The 17,439-nt window shown below is 56.1% G+C and carries 16 protein-coding genes; 10 read left to right on the top strand and 6 right to left on the bottom strand.

All coding sequences use genetic code 11. The features are described 5' to 3' along the window. Positions 1-15: 15 nt before the first annotated feature. Positions 16-504 carry a hypothetical protein gene (locus H7849_RS25370; protein WP_186743230.1) on the bottom strand — a complete coding sequence of 163 codons (489 nt, stop codon included), beginning with the start codon at positions 502-504 and terminating at the stop codon, positions 16-18. Between the two features lie 81 nt (positions 505-585). Here H7849_RS25370 and H7849_RS25365 point away from each other — a divergent pair, with 81 nt between their 5' ends. From H7849_RS25365 to H7849_RS25355, 3 genes are all read left to right on the top strand, one after another. Next, positions 586-885 (top strand): hypothetical protein, encoded by a 300-nt coding sequence (locus tag H7849_RS25365; protein WP_186743229.1) that lies wholly within the window; start codon positions 586-588, stop codon positions 883-885. Between the two features lie 160 nt (positions 886-1,045). Further along, positions 1,046-2,299: a glucose-1-phosphate adenylyltransferase gene (gene glgC / locus H7849_RS25360; protein WP_186743228.1), complete on the top strand. Its 1,254-nt coding sequence runs from the start codon at positions 1,046-1,048 to the stop codon at positions 2,297-2,299. Positions 2,300-2,488: 189 nt separating this feature from the next. Then, positions 2,489-3,367, top strand: coding sequence for a hypothetical protein (locus tag H7849_RS25355; protein ID WP_186743227.1), 879 nt, complete (start codon positions 2,489-2,491; stop codon positions 3,365-3,367). Between the two features lie 98 nt (positions 3,368-3,465). Here H7849_RS25355 and H7849_RS25350 read toward each other — a convergent pair whose 3' ends face one another. Both H7849_RS25350 and H7849_RS25345 read right to left on the bottom strand, forming a co-directional pair. Further along, positions 3,466-4,065: a hypothetical protein gene (locus tag H7849_RS25350; protein WP_186743226.1), complete on the bottom strand. Its 600-nt coding sequence runs from the start codon at positions 4,063-4,065 to the stop codon at positions 3,466-3,468. A gap of 12 nt (positions 4,066-4,077) precedes the next feature. Beyond that, positions 4,078-5,181 (bottom strand): ABC transporter permease, encoded by a 1,104-nt coding sequence (locus tag H7849_RS25345; RefSeq protein ID WP_186743225.1) that lies wholly within the window; start codon positions 5,179-5,181, stop codon positions 4,078-4,080. 342 nt (positions 5,182-5,523) lie between these two features. Here H7849_RS25345 and H7849_RS25340 point away from each other — a divergent pair, with 342 nt between their 5' ends. Next, complete coding sequence (locus tag H7849_RS25340) at positions 5,524-6,033, top strand: helix-turn-helix domain-containing protein (RefSeq protein WP_186743224.1); 510 nt, start codon at positions 5,524-5,526, stop codon at positions 6,031-6,033. 375 nt (positions 6,034-6,408) lie between these two features. Here the strand turns inward: H7849_RS25340 and H7849_RS25335 are convergent, their stop codons facing one another. Continuing rightward, complete coding sequence (locus H7849_RS25335; protein WP_186743223.1) at positions 6,409-6,840, bottom strand: Rossmann-fold NAD(P)-binding domain-containing protein; 432 nt, start codon at positions 6,838-6,840, stop codon at positions 6,409-6,411. A gap of 363 nt (positions 6,841-7,203) precedes the next feature. Here H7849_RS25335 and H7849_RS25330 point away from each other — a divergent pair, with 363 nt between their 5' ends. From H7849_RS25330 to ada, 3 genes are all read left to right on the top strand, one after another. After that, complete coding sequence (locus H7849_RS25330; protein WP_186743222.1) at positions 7,204-8,871, top strand: glycosyltransferase family protein; 1,668 nt, start codon at positions 7,204-7,206, stop codon at positions 8,869-8,871. Positions 8,872-9,138: 267 nt separating this feature from the next. Beyond that, complete coding sequence (metK, locus tag H7849_RS25325) at positions 9,139-10,311, top strand: methionine adenosyltransferase (RefSeq protein ID WP_186743221.1); 1,173 nt, start codon at positions 9,139-9,141, stop codon at positions 10,309-10,311. 191 nt (positions 10,312-10,502) lie between these two features. After that, positions 10,503-11,567 (top strand): bifunctional DNA-binding transcriptional regulator/O6-methylguanine-DNA methyltransferase Ada, encoded by a 1,065-nt coding sequence (gene ada / locus H7849_RS25320; protein ID WP_186743220.1) that lies wholly within the window; start codon positions 10,503-10,505, stop codon positions 11,565-11,567. Positions 11,568-11,596: 29 nt separating this feature from the next. Here ada and H7849_RS25315 read toward each other — a convergent pair whose 3' ends face one another. After that, the gene (locus tag H7849_RS25315) at positions 11,597-12,346 is read right to left on the bottom strand and encodes an SDR family NAD(P)-dependent oxidoreductase (RefSeq protein WP_186743219.1); all 750 of its coding nucleotides are present in this window, start codon (positions 12,344-12,346) and stop codon (positions 11,597-11,599) included. A gap of 91 nt (positions 12,347-12,437) precedes the next feature. Continuing rightward, positions 12,438-12,731, bottom strand: coding sequence for an ArsR/SmtB family transcription factor (locus tag H7849_RS25310; RefSeq protein WP_251106483.1), 294 nt, complete (start codon positions 12,729-12,731; stop codon positions 12,438-12,440). A 133-nt stretch (positions 12,732-12,864) separates the two neighbouring features. Between H7849_RS25310 and ahcY the strand changes: the two genes are divergently transcribed. From ahcY to H7849_RS25295, 3 genes are all read left to right on the top strand, one after another. Next, a complete protein-coding gene (gene ahcY / locus H7849_RS25305) occupies positions 12,865-14,139 on the top strand; it encodes an adenosylhomocysteinase (RefSeq protein ID WP_186743218.1) in 1,275 nt (424 codons plus the stop codon). Between the two features lie 140 nt (positions 14,140-14,279). Then, positions 14,280-15,446, top strand: a complete 1,167-nt coding sequence (locus tag H7849_RS25300) for an LssY C-terminal domain-containing protein (RefSeq protein ID WP_186743217.1) — start codon at positions 14,280-14,282, stop codon at positions 15,444-15,446. Positions 15,447-15,536: 90 nt separating this feature from the next. Then, positions 15,537-17,399, top strand: a complete 1,863-nt coding sequence (locus H7849_RS25295; protein ID WP_186743216.1) for an APC family permease — start codon at positions 15,537-15,539, stop codon at positions 17,397-17,399. The last annotated feature ends 40 nt before the right edge of the window (positions 17,400-17,439 follow it).

Here is a 17,439-nt window from a genome sequence, read left to right as displayed (position 1 = left end):
CGAAGCGTTCCCGAATTACCGGGACTGCCGCTTTAATCTCTCTTTTTTTCGCGCCCGATAGAACGAGCTGAAAGCGAAGTAAGCAAAGATCAGCGTAACCAGCGTATACACAACAAAACGCTGATGATCGGGGCCAATCGCCCACTGGTTGCGCAGCTTGTAGGTGTTGATTCCAAAAAACAGCGCGAAGATGCCGAAGAACAGCCCGGTTACCTCGAGCCAGAGAACACCGCTCGCATGGGCGAACGGTTTCCACACCGCCTCGCCGAATTTGCGCGTCCCTTTGGCGACGGCCTTACCCTGCGCGGCGTACACTTGAGTAGAAGGAACTGCCTGCCGCGCTGGGCCGGGAACGTTTGAGCCGGTGGCAGGCGGGGCGCCTTGCGCAGCCCGATCCAGAAGCTTCCTGGACGCGATGCGAACGCCGATTCCGAATTTGCGGCCGAGCGTATTCGGCTCCATGGAGAAAAGTTTAGCAGCCGGGTGATTCCGATTGCTCTCCACGCACATCTGAAAGTAAGGTAAAGAACAATTTCAGCGCACTCCAGGCCGTTCGGTGGCAGGGAGGAAACGGAGAAAGACACCTTGAACGCAAAGCTGCGAAAACTCGTTCAGCAGTTGGGAGAAGCGATCCACGAGACCGTCTCCGAATCCGAACATATTGCTGGCGTCGTGCAGGATATCCGCAAGCAGGGCTTCGACGTCCTGCTCATGCTTGAAGCAACCATCGGCCTCAATGAGCTGGAGCAGCAGCCCGAGGCCATGCTGGAACAATCGCACGGCAAACATGAGGAAGGCCCGGAGGGCAAATCGTTTTCCAGCCAGGATGTGCATTTCCTGCGTTCACTTCGCATCGCGGTTCAAGGGGACGAACGAGTCGACTGAATTCGCCGTCCAATTTGCCGGTTCCTGTGTATTGACTCCCCCGCAGGCAGCTATATGCTAGTATCGCCAGTTCCGGCGAGCGGTGACGGCTGCCGTATCCTGACAGCCAGATCCGCCAAGCCGAGGACAGGCAACCAGCGCAAAAGGGGCGTAGTTACCCATGAAGGATACACTTGGAGTTCTTTTAGCAGGCGGCGCAGGCGAGCGCCTTTTCCCGCTGACCCGCGATCGCGCGAAACCAGCAGTTCCCTTTGGCGGTAACTACCGCATCATCGACATTACGCTTTCCAACTGCATCAATTCCGATCTGCGCCACGTCTACATCCTCACCCAGTACAAGGCTCTCTCGCTTAACCGCCATATCCGCGAAGGCTGGACCAGCGTCGTCGCCCAGGAGTTAGGCGAGTTCATCGAGATTCTTCCGCCCATGCAGCGCGTCAGCGCCAACTGGTATATGGGCACAGCGGACGCCGTCTACCAGAACATCTACTCCATCGGTTCCGAGCAGCCCAAACATGTCCTTATCCTCTCCGGCGACCACATCTACAAAATGGACTACGGCAAAATGCTTCAGCACCACAACGATTCCGGTGCCGACGTTACGCTGGCCACTCTGCCCATCGATCCCACAGAGGTATCCCGCTTCGGTGTTGTCGAAGTGGCCCGCTCGGGCGAGGTCGTCGGCTTCCATGAGAAGCCAAAGTCCACTGACCTGCGATCGCCGTTCAATGCGACGATGGTAGATGCTTCGATGGGCATCTACCTCTTCAATACCGACGTGCTGCTGCCGGCGCTGATGAAAGACGCTGAAGACCCCGCCTCGAAGCACGACTTCGGTCACAACATCCTGCCGTCGCTGCTGGGCAATTACAAGATGTACGCCTACAACTTCGTTGACGAGAACAGCAAGGATGCGCACTACTGGCGCGACGTGGGCACCCTGGACGCCTATTACGACGCGAACATGGACATCGCCTCGGTGTCGCCCACCTTCAACCTGTATGACAGCAACTGGCCTATGCGGACGCGCGTGCGCCAGTATCCTCCGGCAAAGTTTGTCTTCGGCGAGCCGGGACGCACCGGCATGGCCATCAACTCCATCGTCTCCGCAGGCTGCATCATCTCCGGAGCGGTAGTGCGCAACAGCGTGCTCTCACAGGATGTCCGCGTGAATTCCTATTCGGAGCTGGATTCGACCATTGTCTTCTCGCACGTCAACATTGGCCGTCACTGCCGCATCAAGAAAGCCATCATCGACCGCGACGTGCATTTGCCCGAAGGCACGGTCATCGGCTACGACCAGAATGAGGACAGACGCAATTACTTCGTCACGCCATCGGGGCTCACCGTCGTAACACGCGATTATTCGCTGTATGAGAACCCGGTGTCGGCGGATTTCCTTCAGCCGGTTTAAGCAATCACGGGATTGACTGAGAAGCCGCCGTCAGTGGCCGCCTCTCAGTCCTGAGCATCAAACGGCCCATCTCAAAATGAAACGTAGTGGCGCAGTCAAACTGCACCGCTGCACAACACAATCAAAATCTGCAAGTAGGCTCAAACCCTCACCCTAGGTTCACTTCGCTCATAAGAATGGGAGGTTCACTTGGCAACGAAAAGTCTTACTACAGGCACTGCTGCCGATCTGCTCGCGTATCAATCCTTTCACCATGTCTCCAGAAATATGGAGCGTCTGACCCGGGTTGCGACCGCCGATCAACAATGGATCGTCAGGGATTGGGACGGAGAAGTGTATTGCATAAAATTCGAGAAAAACTTCTCGAAAAAACATCTGTTTACCTTCAGCAAGGACGTAGACAGAACGAAGACACAAGCCCAGGCCGAGGCAGCGAAGCCCGGTGTAAGGTCCGACGCAGAAAATTGGCACAATGCGGAACTGGAGCTGCTGAAGTCAAAAATCGCCAAGAACGTCGACAAACGTGCCGTTTCGACCATGTGCTCCTGCGGGCACAGATTCAACCAGCATGCACTCCCCGGGCCAGCCTGTACCGTAGGCGGTTGTGGATGTGCGGCCTTTGCGACGCCTTACAAACTGGCGCGCAAATATGTCGGCAAGCCTACGGAAGATCCGCTTTCCGGTGCATCGACGACACGGAACTCATGCATTATTCTCAACTGGGTCCCGAAAGCCGAATTCGAGGACGTCGTTGTTCGGTCAATTCAGGCGCACGAGAAGCCTGCAGGTTGGGCGAAGGGGCAGCCTCTGGCGGTAACAGCTGCGCCGCCAGGGAGCGCTGCACCCGCTGTAGCCGCCGCCACAAAGGCTCTGAGATGGGATTTTGGACTGGCACGCAGCGGCGCCATCGTCCTCGCCGTAAGAACTGCGGTGGGACCACCCCCGGTTTATAACTACAGCAATTTCCAGGGCTGCTGGGTAAAGGCTACAAAAATCGGCTCGGAAATTGGCAAGCAGACCTGGGAAATTTTCCACATGGAAAGTGCACCGCCGCATGCCCTCTTTTAGGCTTCATCTACAAAGATAGGTGAGGGTCGAGGGCTGCTATCGTGAGCAAAGATTCTGCCTTTTCGACTCTCGCCCGAGATATCGAGCAAAGAAAGACATTACTCACCATCCGGCAAAGGCGGAAAACAGACCCGGTTATCCTTAGCGCGAAGTTTTCTGTTGTCCCAGGATTCCCGGGTCAAGCTCTCGGGCGTTTCCCCCGATACAAGGCCTGCGGTCTTATGCGAGTCGAAACCCTGCGGGCTCACCTCGCCCAGATAACCGTAGACCGTGATGTCCGGGTAATCCTGTTTCATGCAGTTGTATAAGCGCTCCACGTAGGAGGCAGATCCCCCTTCGCCCGCAAGCGTATTACCGCTTCTCGATGCGAAGATCTTCAGCTCTTTGTGGCGCGTATCCAGGCCTTCTGATATCAGATGGAAGGCCAGTTCCTGCGGTGTCTTTCTGCTCTCGCCGACTGCCTCCAATCCATCCCACATGCGCGCGTAGACGTACAGCACGTCTTCGTTGCCCACCTGCGTCAATCTGCGATCCGGGCGCTCGTCTGGCAGGGCTTCGATGAGGGCATACAACTTGCCGCCGGCGGTTTTCCGCTGCTGCCATTCGGAGGCGCGGCTCTGCAAGTCACTTCCGCCAAGAACGTAGATCCAATGCTGCTGAAGCTCGCCTTTCGTCTCGTTTTCTTCCGGATTCGTCATTTGCAGCTCCGTTTACTCGTACGCTAAAGCATCAATCGGGTCTTTACGCGCAGCCTTCAGCGCCGGATAGAGCGCCCCAAGGATCGATCCGCCAAAAGCAATCAATGCGCCTCGCACTCTCCACTGCAGCGTAAGGGGAAACGGCAGCGTTGGGAAGCGATACTCCAGACCAATCTTGATGATGTAGGTCATGGCGATGCCGAGAATAATTCCGGCAATCGCGACCAGGGCGGCCTCACGCAGCACCGCATTTGCGATGTAGCCCTGCGAAGCACCCAGTGATTTCAGGATGCCGATTTCGCGCGTGCGCTCCATGACAGCCGTGTACATGGCCTGAAAAACGACGATGAATCCGACAATGACCGCAATGCCGATCACGCTGTTCAACGCCGCGCTGAACCCGGGCAGATGTTCGGGAGTCATCAACGACATCCACTCCTGCAATGTCTGCACCTGGTATTGACCAAGACCGGGCGTGCTCAGAATCTCCTGCCGGATCGCATCCTGATTCTTTACGTCGTCACTCTTCAGATAAAACAGGGACGCATTGTCGGCATTCCCAACCATCCCACCCAACGTGTGAATCGGCAGGAACTTGCGTCCGCCCTTGCCGTGCTCGACGATGCCGCAGATGCGGAAGGGATGGTTCTTGACCTGAATGGTTTGTCCTACCTTGTGACCGCCGTCCGCACGGGCGAAGATGTCATCGACGATCACATCGTTAGGTCCCTGAAACGTGGTTCCGGATAGATAGACGAAAGGCTTGAGTGCATTGAAGCTCTCGTAGTCGATACCCCAGATGGTTTCAACCGAGCCGCCCATATTGAAGTCGGTGATAACAGGCGCAGCGACGGCGACATGCGGCAGTTTAGCCAGAACATCGGCTATCTTCGCCGGCACCGGCGCCCCACCAACACCGGTGATAAAGCTCGCATTCGGTGGACGAACGATCATGTCCGCGCCAATGCCGCTCGTCTGGTTCCGCGCATTCGAGATCTGGCCGATCATGATGCCCACGATGGAAAGAATCATGACTACCTCGACCGCAACGGCAACGATGCCGATCATGGTGCGCAGGGGACGGTGGAGGAGATTGCCGATGACAAGCTTGTTCATTTCAAATCCCGGAAAGATCGCTTGGAGAGCTGACGTGCCTTCCCGACGGAGGAAGAGGCGAAAATCTTTCGAAATTTAAGTCTAACAAAGCGACCAGCCCTGCCGATAACCATCTGAGGTGAACGAGACGGGTCAACGATCACCGGGAATGGTCAAGGTGACGGGACCGGGCGCGTTTACTTTAGATTCATGAATAGAAAAGGATAATTGCTTTTTCCTTTGACTTGTCGTAATCAGCGTCTTATGGTTTGCCCTAGAGGTTGTGCATTCAGGCGGTTTCGATGTACAACATCTTTTTGCAAGGCTTGCTAACCCCAAAGCGTATCTGCGCAGGATAGGAGCATGGGTCAGTTCGGCGAAGATTTGCGGAAAGAGCGGGAAACTCGCGGCATCGCGATTGGCACGATTACAAACGTGACGAAGATCAGCGGCCGTCACCTGCTCGCTCTTGAACAGGAACATTTCGATGCCCTCCCCGGTGGTGTTTTCAATAAGGGCATTGTGCGCGGCTATGCTCGCGTGGTCGGTCTCGACGAAGACACGTGGGTTGGACGCTTCATGTCCGCCTACCAGCAAAGCGGCCAACTCAAGGATGACGACGTAAGCTGGATCGAATTTGCGGAAAATGTCAGCAAAGGCCGCGATGACGACACTCCGCGTCCGGATGTCCGTCTGCGCTGGGCAGGCGTCGCGGTTCTACTGGTCCTGCTCTCCGCGCTCGGCTGGTTTGTGTGGCACTTCGTCAGCAACCGCGTCACGGCAGAAAATGTCAGCGTTCAGCATTCCGTGTCCGCTCAGGAAATACACACTACGACAGTTCCCATAACCGCTTCTGCCGGTTCTGGAAATTAACCCAGCTGGATAGCCTTGGCAGTTGACTGCCAGTTGCATTCAGGAGCATGGGTTGGTGTGATTCGCGGCCTGGGTAGTGTTTGTCAAGCCCCTCAAGGCTAAGAAATTTCCTAACCCATACATTCCAAACAGCAAAAACCCGCACCGATTTGGCGGTCTATTTCCCTAAAACAGCTAAAATAGAAATAGAGAAAAAAAAGCCGCCCGGGCCGCGGTTGGCCTTTCCGTTTCAGGATTCAGGAATGGATTCCCCCAGCCGTCATTCTGAGCGCGCAATCCGCACAGCCTGTCCTGAGCGAAGGTGAAGAAAAGAATCCAGGAGTCCCATACAACAACCACCGGCTGCCCAGATCTCCTTTTAGCCTGAGTCGCTCCCTAGGAATTTAGTCGGTGGTAATCGGTTGGATCGAGTTCCAGGAGTTTGCCGTTCCACCAGGCAAGCTCAGCGCGTATGTCGGAGTAAGCGGGATGAGTCGCCGGTACTTCGCGCAGTGCTGACCGCAATTGAACAACACACTCCGCAGCGCCCTGAGCATCCACCAGGCCATCCGCGGTCGCCGAAGGAGGATTGCTCACAAACAGTTTGTGGCTTCCCTGGCACATATGCAGAGACACCAGGTCGGCCTCGGTGACGGAATTCAGGTATCCGGCGCCATTCTCGGGGTTCGCCTGGGCAAAAGGCGCAATCTGAGCAGCGGCCTTCAGATCCGCAGTGCGTTGGTTGTGCTTTGCGATCTCCTCGGCCCGGAAGCCGATCGTGCCGACTAGAACAGTCGAAAACGTCAAGACATAGATGAAGCGATTCACTTGTACCAAATTTCCTGACTGGGATGGATTTCGTTCCGTGGTCGATTCAGAGCGGGGCCGGAAACTGACTTTTGCGAATCTTTTAGGAAGGAACGAAGGATTGCCATTAAGATACCAGACTCCTTCAGGAAAGCAATACATATTTGCGAAATTGCAAACATGTAAACCGGAAACCCGGTAGCCCTTCTGTATCCCCATGGGAATCAACTCCAACTTTTCGTTTTCCCACACAAATACTCGATTATTACCTCGGTCATTCGCATTCTTTTTGTGTCGATCACTTTCGGAGGCAATCGACCGCGACAAGCCTGCATCCCAAAATTAAGACCCTAAGACAATCTGACTACATTGTGAGGACTATTCGTGACTCTCTCCCCCTCTCACGGACTCTTTTCGACATTGATTCACATGGTTGTCCCGGCGTGGATGGCCCTGATCTTGTTCTTTATTTTGTTGAAGTTCGTCGCACGTCGGAAGGCTGATTTGAGCGAACCTCACCACCCGTCTGGTGCATCGCGGACACTTATCGGTGGACTGGCGATTCTGATCTTCGCGCTTTACATTGGGGCGCTGGCGATCCGGCTCTTTTTCCCGGGATTTATCGACCCGGTAGAGCCGTTAATGGCGTCGATATCATACTTCTCTCTGCACGGTACATCGGTGTATCAGAACATCGTCGCGTATGGACCCCTCTCCTACCTTCCCTATGGCTTTGCGTTGAAGCTGATGCCTCCAGGCATGCTTGCCTTGAAGATGGTTGTGGTGATCGCGAACATTCTGCTTGTCGCTTTGATGGTCGATCTTTTCCGTCAAATGGTCGAACCACGGAAGGCCTATTTAGCAGCGGGCCTGGTAGTTTCAGTGCTCTTAATGAAGCAAAGCTATCTCATTCAAATTCGAGGAGATGTGTTTATTTTTCTGGCGGTCGCCCTTGCAATCAGGGCCGCATTGATTCGCCGGCAGGTTCTGTCGTCAGTATTGTTCGGGATCGCTCTCGGACTCGCCATCGGGGCAAAAGCTACCGCCGTTCTCTGCCTGTTAGCCCCGTGCTTATTGTTTGTTGAGCGCCATGGCCGGCGGGCTCTTCTCTCGTCAGTCGCGGTTGCGTCTGTCGTGAACCTAGTGCCGTTTCTGGTTCCTACCATTTCACTCCGACAATACTTTTACTGGCTCTTCCACATGTCGCACGAGCTGCGCAGCAGCAGAGAATTGCTTGGCAATCTGTTTGTGACTGCCGTATTGCTGCTGCCGATCCTCTTGGGTTGGCCAAAGAACCGTGCTGCGTCACGCCGTTATTGGGGCGAACGGCGTTGGCACATGCTCGCACTCGTTGTCGGCGTCTTGGCGACCGACATTCTCGCTGCAAAAATGGGAGCGGGAAGACACCACCTGGCGCCATTCACAATTGTGGTGGCTTTCTACGTTGTTGAAATGCTTGCACAACAGAGGGAGAGCGCGCCCACATTCCGGCAGCAAAGGCGCAGTTACGGAATGAGCGTTTTCGTGCTTGGTTGGGCCGCGTTCATTACCCTGGTGGTGATTACCGAAGCCGGTGCGGTGTGGGATGTCTGGGCGCTGGATCGTCAACAGCATTCTCAATCCGTCGCTCTGATGCGAGACGTGCAGGGAGTTCTGAATCGACATCCGGACCAGCGCATTGAGATGGCCCCGGGTACGAGCCAGGAGAATTTGAACGCCACATACTCCCCTGAGTATGGCGCGCCAATTCTCGCATTCCACGGAAATCCGGACGACTTTGAACTTGCCGCTGCCGCCGATGGGGAACTCCTCCACCTTCCCGTTCCGAGGCACATGGAAGAGGCTTTGACCACTTGCCGAACTTCATTGTGGCTGGTGCCACGAACGCAAGCCCCATTCAGTGCTGTCAGCATTTACAGCAGCATGTATCCTGCTGAATACCCAGGGCATCTCGTCTTCACCAACCTCACCCGTTCGAAGTTTTCCTCCAGGCATCGTCTGGTGGGCAGAACGAATTTCTTTGACGTATACAAATGCGTTGGTATGGGCTGACGGACGAGGGTCGGCTTTTCAAGCCAACAATCCTCTCATCCCAACCCCTCCGGTACGGAGGGCGGCGGGCTTGTTGGCAAAGCCGTTCACTGGCTGATTTCGCCGCTGAAATCTTCCACATCCCCTTTGGCTGAACCGCTTTGCCCTGCCTCCGACGGTCTAGTACCATCTAAGATCAGATGCCTGTGCGCGATCGGGCCCTACGGCTTGATCCTCCGCTCCGCACATTCGTGAATCAGGCGATCCGCAAATTCATGGAGGACTGTTTTGTCCGTACGCGACAAGTTTCTATTCACCTCAGAGTCGGTGACTGAAGGGCATCCCGACAAAATCGCAGACCAGATTTCCGACTCCATTCTCGACGCCTGCCTCGAACAGGATCCTTACAGCCGCGTCGCCTGCGAAACCCTAACCGCCACCGGACTCGTCGTTATCGCCGGTGAAATCACGACCAAAGCTTACGTTGACTTCCAGACTCTCGTGCGCGGCGTGGTCGCAGCCATCGGCTATGACAACGCGCTCTACGGTTTCGATTCGAACACCTGTGCTGTGATCTCTTCGATCAACAAGCAGTCCGGCGACATCGCCATGGGCGTTGACACGGGCGGCGCGGGCGATCAGGGCATGATGTTCGGCTACGCTACCAATGAGACGGAAGAGCTGATGCCGGCTCCCATCTCACTGGCCCACAAGCTGACCAAGCGCCTGAGCGAAGTCCGCAAGAGCGGCAGGATGTCGTATCTCCGTCCTGATGGCAAGAGCCAGGTCACGGTCGAGTACGACGCCGAAGGCAAGCCGGTGCGCATCGATGCTGTCGTCATCTCGACGCAGCATGCGGAAACGATCTCGAACGAAGAGCTGCGCGCTGACATTCTGAAGCACGTCATCCAGGCTGTTCTTCCCGCCGAACTCCTCGACGAAAACACCAAGTATCACATCAACCCGACCGGTCGATTCGTCATCGGCGGACCGATGGGTGACTCGGGCCTTACCGGTCGCAAGATCATCGTCGACACCTACGGCGGCATGGGCCGTCACGGCGGCGGTGCTTTCAGCGGCAAGGATCCGACAAAGGTCGACCGCTCGGCTGCATACATGGCGCGCTACATCGCCAAGAACATAGTGGCCTCCGGTCTTGCCGACCGCTGCGAAGTTCAGCTCGCCTACGCCATCGGCGTTGCCGAGCCGGTCAGCGTGCTGGTAGATACCTTCGGCACCGGCAAGATTCCTTCCGACAAGCTCCAGGAACTGGTTCGCGCCAACTTCACGCTGACGCCGAAGGGCATAATCGAGAGCCTGAACCTGCGCCGTCCGATTTATAGGAAGACCGCAGCCTACGGCCACTTCGGGCGCGCCGACAAGGAGTTCACCTGGGAAGCGACTGACAAAGCCGCGGCTTTGCGTGAGCAGGCCGAGGCGGCAACCGCAGTCGCCAAGTAGCAAGTTAGCGCTAAGCAAGTCAGCATAAGGGCAAGCTTCCAGCTTGCCCTTTACTTTTTCTGCCTGAATCGCGGAAGATGCCCCGGGAATCGATACGAGGGATGGCAAAGACAACAAAATTTAACAGCAAGAAGCGGAGTGCCATTGGAACCTTGAAGGCGCGAAGATCAGAACAGCATAGGGAGGAAGATATGAGTGCTGTTCAGGTATCGCACCAGGTTTGGGACAGGGCATGGCAGATGGTGGAGACGCGCAAGCCCGCTGCGGACATGCTCTTCGTGTACGCAGTGAGGACAACGGGCATCTACTGCCGTCCATCCTGCCCCAGCCGCAGGCCGCTGCGCACATCAGTCGAATTCTTTGCCACCAGCGAACTCGCGGAGCGCGCAGGATACAGAGCATGCAAACGCTGCGCGCCGGGTGAGGCGCATCCGCAGGCGCACATGCTGACACAGGCATGCGATTACATCGAGCGGAACATCGACACCACCATCAAGCTCGACAAGCTGGGAAAGATTGTAGGCTTGAGCGCGTTCCACACGCAGAGGCTCTTCCGCCGCTACCTCGGTATCTCTCCACGGCAGTATCAGCAGGCTCGCCGCATGGAGCATTTCCGCAAGAACCTGCTCACGAACGATAACGTGACGACGGCGATGTATGAGTCCGGTTTCGCGTCCAGCAGCCGCCTGTACGAAACAGCAAACGAACACTTAGGAATGACGCCGACGGAGTACCGTCGCGGAGGCAAGGACGTGGTGATCCGCTACACAATCGTCGATTCGCCACTTGGGAAAATGCTGGTCGCAGCTACCGACGCCGGCCTGTGCCTGGTGGCCTTTGGCTCACTCGAAACCGAACTTGAAGATGAGTTGGCGTCACGCTTCCCAGCCTCCGACAGCAGGCGCGACGAGGCCAATCTGGGTTTGATGGTGAAGCAGATACTCACGCAGATGACCGAGCATCCGGTTGCGCTCGAACTACCACTTGATGTCCGCGCCACGGCGTTCCAGAGACGCGTGTGGAAGGCACTGCGTCGCATTCCGCGCGGCCAGACTCGCACCTACTCTCAGATTGCGCAAGAGATTGGTCAACCCACTGCGGTACGCGCAGTCGCGCGCGCCTGTGCAACGAATCCGGTGGCGTTGGTCGTGCCCTGCCACCGCGTCATCGGCAGCGACGGTGCGTTGACTGGTTATCGCTGGGGAGTTGAACGGAAAAAGAAGCTGCTGGAGCTTGAGAGCGTTCCAGCCAAATGAAAAGGGCCGCTCAATGCGGCCCCAATTTTTTACCGATAGCCACCCGAGGCGATAACCAATTCGCCTGACAACCATCCTGAATCGGCAGATGCCAGGAAAACGGCGATGTTCGCAATGTCCTCAGGCTGACCGATGCGTCCAAGAGGAACTTGCGCCTCATGCTGCTTATGGAATTCACTGCCGATGAATCCTGCAGAGTGAACGCCTTCCGTCTCCACCATTCCGGGGTTGATCGAGTTCACGCGAATCTTCTTCGGGCCAAGTTCCTTGGCCAGAGTCTGCGTGATCGCATCGACAGCGCCCTTCGTCCCGCTGTAAACCGACGACGTAGGCGGTGTAACCCTGCTGGCAACCGAGCCGATGTTGATGATGCTGCCTCCATCACCATTAAAGTGCTTTACCGCCTCTCTGGAGGCAAGGAGCAGACCAAGCACGTTTGTGTCGAAAATGCGATAGTAGTGCTCTTCCGTGATGTCCTCAATTGGGGTGAATTCGTAAACGCCAGCATTGTTCACCAAAACGTCCAGCTTGCCAAAAGCCTTTTTCGTCTCGGCAAAGATACGGTTTACGTCGGCTGCTTTCGCAACACTTCCCTGCACCGCAATGGCTTTACCGCCCTTGCTCGAAATCTCACTCACGACGCGATCTGCTCCCTCTTTGCTGGAGGAATAATTCACAACAACAGCTGCGCCTTCCGCAGCCAGACTCTTGGCAATGGCCGCGCCAATACCTTTCGATGCGCCAGTAACAACGGCGACTTTACCCTGAAGCTTGCCCATCTCTTCGCTCCTGTTCGAAACATCATTCGTAGACATTTCGATAACTGTCTAATTGATGAGCGGATCGAGAAAAAGTCGCAAAATGCATTTGTTAAATTGCGGCTAATTGATCGAGGTAGGCTTGCCACACGTCGCGGCAGAGGGAAAGATTTGCAAACTTGCCTTCGCGTTCGATCTTGATCAAGCCGGCTGTCTCAAGTTCCTTGATGTGATGCGACAGGGTGGCAGCGGTAATGGGAATGCAATCGCGCAGATCGCCACATGGCAGCTGGTGTCCGGAGGCGCTGATTTGCTTGAATATCTCAAAGCGGCGCGGATCAGCCAAGGCGCGCGAAATCAATATCATCTGACGCGCTGAGAGCCGCACTTTTTTCTCTTGAGCCACTTAGTAAAGATGCTACAGGACTTTCACATGATTCCTCCGCAAACGACTCGTCGGGGCTGTCGGCGATGATATCCTCAGTAGAGCACCGGGAGGGTCTGCCCGACGTTTAGGACCAGGTGACTTTGGAGAAGATATGGCGACAACGACCGCAACACTGCACCACGTAAAGAATCTGGATCTGGCTGACCAGGGACGCAAGCGCATCGAATGGGCGAACCAGTCGATGCCGGTTTTGCAGACCATCCGCAAGGAATTCATCAAGCATCAGCCGCTCAAGGGCATTCGCGTGGCGGCCTGCCTGCACGTAACCACCGAAACAGCGAATCTGATGATTACGCTGCGCGACGGCGGCGCCGATGTGGCCCTCTGCGCATCGAACCCGCTTTCCACGCAGGACGACGTGGCCGCATCGCTGGCCCGCGACTTCAATATTCAGACCTATGCCATCAAGGGCGAGGATAATGAGAGCTACTACTCGCACATTCTGGCGGCCATTGATCACAAGCCTCACCTGACGATGGACGATGGGTGCGACCTGGTCCACCTGCTGCACACCAAGCGCCAGGATGCGCTTGAGGGCGTCATCGGCGGCACTGAAGAGACGACGACTGGTGTGATTCGCCTGCGGGCCATGGCTAAGGACGGCGTGCTTCGCTACCCTGTCGTTGCCGTCAACGACGCACTCACCAAGCACCTCTTTGACAACCGCTACGGTACCGGGCAGTCGACCATCGACGGCGTAATTCGCTGCACTAACGTGCTGCTCGCCGGATCGAAGTTCGTGGTCGCCGGCTATGGCTGGTGCGGTCGCGGTCTCGCGATGCGCGCACGCGGCATGGGTGCTGAAGTCATCGTGACCGAAGTCGATCCGACCAAGGCGCTTGAAGCAGTCATGGACGGTTTCCGCGTGATGACCATGATCGAAGCAGCCAAGCAGGGCGACGTCTTCGTGACCGTAACCGGCAACAAGAGCGTCATTCGCCAGGAGCATTTCGACGTGATGAAGAACGGCGCGATCATCGCCAACTCCGGACACTTCAATGTCGAAATCGACATCCCGGCTCTGGAGCGCACCGCTTCCTCCAAGCGCGCAACCCGCGACTTTGTCGACGAATATGCCATGCGCGATGGCCGCAAGATTTACCTGCTCGGCGAAGGCCGCTTGATCAACCTTGCTGCAGCGGAAGGTCACCCGGCGTCGGTGATGGACATGAGCTTCGCCAACCAGGCGCTTTCGGCCGAATACATGGTGAAGAACCATGCCAGCCTGGAAAAGAAGGTCTACTCCGTTCCGCAGGAACTTGACAAGCGTGTTGCCCGTTTGAAGCTCGAAGCGATGAGCATCGGCATCGACCGCCTGTCGCCAGAGCAGGAAGAGTACCTGGCCAGCTGGTCGGAAGGCACCTAGCCTGAACCCGAAATTCGAAGTGAAAGGCCTCGATACTTGATCGAGGCTTTTCTTTTGCCCTACACTCTTGCTGACGAAGCGGCAAAAGCAGATGATGGATGCGTTTAGGCCATTTGTTCGGTTCGAACGTCATACGATTTATGAAACTTTCGCGCTTCCTCCGGAGCATCCCGAGCCTTACCGTCACCTGCCTCGCGCTCTCTGGAATTGCCTGCAGTCAGCAACAACCAGCGCCTACCTCAGTACGCCCCGGCGTTCAACTCATCGAATTGAAGGCACCCGACGCCAGCGTTCTCTCGTCCCGCAAAGGCTCCTATTCTTTCAATGTGCCAGCCGGAGATTGGACCGATACCGGCGTCACCGTCACATTGGGTGATCAGCTCGACTTTTCTGCAACGGGCACAGTTACAGTTTCCGACGGACATTCATCCACGCCGGACGGAAACGCGCGTGGATGGAAGGACCTGGTGCGCCAGTTTCAGCTGAACAGCGCTAACAGCGGTGCGCTCATCGGACGTGTTACTAATGGCGACGCTTCTATTCCCTTTCCGATTGGCGCGAGTAAGCAGATCGAGATAACGACCAGCGGCAAGCTGTATCTCAATGTGAACCTGAGCAGCGACCTCACCGGGGATGGGAGTTACACGGTAAAGATGAAGCTGTCGAAATCGCCGACTACTGCCACAGAAACAACAGCCATTAACCTCGCGAGTTCTCTGTCACCCGATTTATTTGCCAATATCCCGCGCAGAGTGCAGGACCAACAAGGGAATCCGGGAGACATGGTGAACTTCGCCATTATCGGCACGCAGGACCAGGTGCAGAAGGCCTTCACCGGCGCAGGTTGGACCACAGTCGACAAGACCACTCAAGACGCGATTGTGCATGGACTTATAGCAACGCTTTCTCACGAGGCTTACACGGAAATGCCGATGAGTATTCTTTACCTCTTCGGGCGTCCACAAGATTTCTCATATGCGCGCGCCGATCCCATTGCGGTTGCCGCAATCCGGCACCACCTGCGCGTATGGAAATCGACGGAGACAATCGACGGAAAGCCATTGTGGGTTGGCTCGGCCACGCATGATAGCGGTTTTGAGAAGGACCAGCGCAACGGCAACGTAACGCATCACATCGATCCCAACATCGATGAAGAGCGCGACTTCATCGAGCAGAGCTTTGCGGCAGCCGGTGCGATCACCGGCGCGGCATACGTCACGCCGTCGAATCCGCTGAAAACTGCGCTTACCGCAACTGGCGGGAGCTTCCACTCCGATGGACGCATTGTAGTGCTGGCCCTACGTTAATAGCTTTGCTTCTTCACACGTGCTGCGCCAAAACACGATAGGATGATGGCGCAGCGGTGCCATTCTTATTCCTGCATCTGAACAGGTGATATGCGAACTCTTGACCTGCTGTTTGGCCGTCCGTTAGCCACATCAGAAGAACGCGCAGAACAGATCGGCCCGTCCGCCGGCCTTCCGATCTTCGGGCTTGATGCTCTCAGCTCTGCCGCCTACGGACCGGAAGCTGCGCTCACACTGCTGATTCCGCTCGGCATTGCTGGCGTACATCACATTGTGCCGGTGACAACGGCAATCATCATTCTGCTGGTCATCGTCTATTTTTCTTATCGCCAGACCATCGAAGCCTATCCACATGGCGGAGGCTCCTACACGGTGGCGACGGAAAACCTGGGTGCAGGTGCCGGTTTGTTGGCTGCCGCCGCGCTCATGATCGACTACATCCTGACTGCCGCAGTTGGGATTTCCGCCGGTGTAGGCGCTCTCATCTCTGCCGCTCCCGGCCTGCAGAAACATACGCTCTTACTCTGCCTGCTCATACTTCTAATCCTCACGCTTGTGAATATGCGAGGTGTTCGTGATACCGGCGTTGCGTTTCTCATACCAACTTACCTTTTTCTCGGGACACTGATCATCGTCATCATTCTCGGTGGCGTCAAGGCTCTTGTGCATGACGGCCACCCAGTACCTGTTGTCGCTCCTCCGGCACTTCCGCCCGTAACCACCGCGCTGACCTGGTGGCTCCTGCTCAAGGTCTTTTCGAGTGGCTGCACGGCAATGACCGGTGTCGAAGCCGTCAGTAACGGCGTCATGGCGTTTCGTCAGCCTACGACAAAAAATGCAAAGAACACACTCACAATCATCATTGCGCTACTGATCGTCCTGCTTGCAGGTATCGCCCTGCTCTGCCGCGCTTACGGTATCGGCGCAACGGATCCGGGAGGGGCGGGATATCAGAGCGTGCTTTCACAATTGACAGCCGCCGTTGCCGGCAAGGGCATCTTCTATTGGGTCACGATCGGATCCATCCTGCTCGTGCTCTCGCTCTCTGCCAACACAGCTTTTGCCGATTTCCCGCGCCTCACGCGCGCTATCGCGCTCCGTGATTACCTGCCGCATGCCTTCATACTCAGGGGACGCAGACTGCTTTATTCACATGGCATCTACGCTCTGGTGACGTTTGTAGCTGTTTTGTTGATCCTCTTTGGCGGAGTCACAGACAGACTCATCCCGCTCTACGCAATCGGAGCATTCCTCGCGTTTACGCTCTCGCAGGCGGGCATGGTAGTGCACTGGTACAAGCAGGGACATGCCATGGGCCACATGATCGTAAACGGAATCGGCGCAGCCGCCACCGGACTAACGCTACTAGTGGTCCTGGTCGCTAAGTTCCTCGATGGCGCCTGGATCACGGTCATCCTGGTCCCGGCGCTCATTATCGTCATGAGGACAGTGCGCAAACATTATGACGATACGGCGAAAGAAACGGCTCATCCTGAGCCACTGCGGGTTGATGGACTACAGCCGCCACGCGTGATCATCCCGATGGACAAGTGGAACCGCATCAGCGAAAAGGGCTTGCGCTTCGCTATCGCGATGTCTCCTGACGTTGAGGCCGTCCACGTAGAGTGCGGAGATGAGGAGGACAGCGTCTGCCAGATATGGAATGACCTGGTGGTTTCTCCGATTCGAGCCGCAGGACTGCCCGAACCACGATTGACCATCATCAAATCTCCTTATCGCTTCTTCATCCAGCCCTTCGTAGACCACGTACTCGCAGAGCAGATGAAATCGAGCGACAGGCAGGTTGCCGTACTGGTGCCGGAACTTGTGGTGAAACACTGGTATGAAAATGTATTGCACAACCAGCGCGCCAACCTGCTGAAGCTGTTTCTGCTTGTGAGAGGCAATGAGAATGTGGTTGTCATCAATATCCCCTGGTATCTGCACAAGTAGCCATAAGACGATTCTTGCGAGTGAGGTAAATGCAATAGCA

The sequence above is a fragment of the Alloacidobacterium dinghuense genome (assembly GCF_014274465.1).
Classification (GTDB): Bacteria; Acidobacteriota; Terriglobia; order Terriglobales; family Acidobacteriaceae; genus Alloacidobacterium; species Alloacidobacterium dinghuense.
Note: the sequence above shows the minus strand (reverse complement) of the source record. Positions and strands in the feature narration are given on the sequence as shown.